General features: G+C 46.6%; 1 protein-coding gene and 1 tRNA gene. One reads left to right on the top strand and one right to left on the bottom strand.

Annotation, left to right across the window (positions count from 1 at the left end):
- Positions 1–170: 170 nt before the first annotated feature.
- Positions 171–1568, top strand: coding sequence for an ATP-binding protein (locus RIC07_RS38245; protein WP_446399077.1), 1398 nt, complete (start codon positions 171–173; stop codon positions 1566–1568).
- A 235-nt stretch (positions 1569–1803) separates the two neighbouring features.
- Here the strand turns inward: RIC07_RS38245 and RIC07_RS38250 are convergent.
- Positions 1804–1875 (bottom strand) — tRNA-Gln (locus tag RIC07_RS38250).
- Between the last annotated feature and the right edge of the window lie 619 nt (positions 1876–2494).

Raw genomic sequence — 2494 nt, forward strand, 5'->3', positions numbered from 1 at the left:
TGCAAGACCGTCACACAAAGTCGAGTAGCTGCTTGTTGGGGGGTAAACTAGACATTGCCTGATTATATCCGAGAAAATGTCTAGTTATGTCACTAATTGTCTAGATATTTACCGACTGTTAGTTAACCCCCACCTCAAACCTGCCAATTATCGAATTGTCTGGCTCAGATTTGACCACAAAACGCCGCATTGTGGCTGAAGCCACGACGTTATTTGGCTGTTCTATCCGTCGTATGTCAGCAACGGTACTTCCCTCGGATTCCATCCAACTGCATCAATTACGGCGACGCTGGGAACGGGAAGCTATCTTAACCAATTGTGTATTGTTCCTCGAATGTGACTCTCTAAACATGTCAGATGCACTGGAACTATCCCTGATTTCTCAATTCATCGCTGAAATCAATACTCCCCTAATCCTGAGTAGCCAACAGCGACTTCCCGTAACAGAGCGATCGCTAACCACCTACGATGTACCCAAACTTACTCTCCAAGAACAACGTTCCCTATTTTTCACCTATCTGGCAGACAATGGAAGCGAACTCAATGGCGACGTTAATCGCTTAATTGCCCAATTCAATCTCAGCCAAAGTGCGATTCATTCCGTCTGCACCCAAGCCATCCATCAGGTTAACTGCAATCGTCACACCAATTTAGGAACAACCCTGTGGAATACTAGCCGCCACCAAGCCCGTCCCCGCCTAGATGCACTCGCCCAACGCATTGAAACGCCAATGGCATGGGATGACCTGATTCTGCCAGAATCCCAACTCAAAACCCTGAAGGAAATTGTCGCCCACACCCGCCAACGCGCCAAAGTTTACCAGGATTGGGGAATGGGTGGAAAACAGAGTCGAGGACTGGGACTCACAGCATTATTCTATGGTCAAAGTGGTACAGGTAAAACCACTGCTGCTGAAATTATTGCCAAAGAACTGCACCTCGATTTGTACCGCATCGATCTGAGTGCGGTTGTAAGTAAATATATCGGAGAAACAGAGAAAAACCTAGCTCAAATCTTTGACGCGGCTGAAGTCGGCGGCGTAGTCCTATTATTCGACGAAGCCGACTCCCTGTTTGCCAAACGGGGTCAAGTCAAAGACGCCCGCGATCGCTATGCTAACCAAGAAGTCAGTTATCTACTCCAGCGCTTAGAAAGCTATCAAGGGTTGGCGATTCTCACGACCAATTTAAGAGACTCCATTGACTCAGCCTTCGAGCGACGATTGCGCTTTGTGCTGGAATTTCCCTTCCCGGATGCCATGCAACGAGAGCAGATTTGGCGGCGCGTCTTTCCCAAGTCTACTCCCACCCGACGATTAAATTTTGAGAAGTTAGCGCGGCTGGCTGTTTCCGGAGGCAGTATCCACAATATTGCTTTGGCAGCAGCCTTTCTCGCCGCTGAAGCCTCAGAACCAGTGGGAATGAAGCATCTATTGGCAGCCGCGCAAACTGAAGGGATTAAGATGCAGATTCAAACCGTGATTAGTGTTGGTACTCAGGATTGGTTGGAGTCATCGAAATCTAAATCTAAGTCAAAATCTAAATCCAAATATAGCGCTACGCGCTAGGCAATAGGCAACACCTCGGCTTCGCTCGGTGTGTCATAGGCAATAGTGAAGAAAAAAGCTTACCGTACAAGGGATTGACCCTTCGACTTCGCTCAGGGTCAAGCGATTTGAATTTTTCTTCATTTCAGAATCCACTCTCTTTTAAGGAGTGGAGATATCAACAATCCCCACCCTGTAAGAGAGTGGGGAATTCCGCCGAATCGATTAATCGAATTATTTTGTCGGGTAGATGCGACTGGGGTGCCAGGATTCGAACCTGGGAATGGCGGGACCAAAACCCGCTGCCTTACCGCTTGGCTACACCCCAATGTGTGTACCTTGCTTATATTAGCAGTTGTGGCTGGGAATATGTCAAGAGATTTTTGAAAATTGGCTGATTTCTCCTGATCTCAGGGAACAGAAGGCTCAATTTACGCGGCGGACTCCCATTACCTATTGCCCATTGCCCATTGCCTAGCGCGTAGCGCTATATAAACAAATATTAAGATAAGCTAAGATTATTTAACTCGTCCGTCAAGGGTGAAAAAGTTAATATAATCTTTATATTACGCTTAAATCCCCTACAATAAGGCATTAGCTGCATTAATCAGGGGAACGTAGCTTTTACATATCTTCAGGTTAGGAGGATTTCTGTCCAAGGGTTGAACTAAATTTGTATTCTTTTGTAAAGAAAAAATTTGATAGCATGTCGAGTTGTCACCATACCGCCAGACCCAGTAAGAGCAACGCTCTACTGGCGATTTATATCTAGGGGGGACTATAGCTGAAGATAACTCGTCATAGAACGTCAACGACCCACGCTTCATCCCTTTGGGGATAGAAGCGGGGCGTGAAAACGCCCATAGTTGACCAGCCTAAGTCTTAAATGACTACGTTATTGAGGGCATCACACCTATGAATGCGTTGAGCCAGTTTATAGCTCTGTG

The sequence above is a fragment of the Coleofasciculus sp. E1-EBD-02 genome, assembly GCF_040218245.1.
GTDB lineage: Bacteria > Cyanobacteriota > Cyanobacteriia > Cyanobacteriales > Coleofasciculaceae > Coleofasciculus.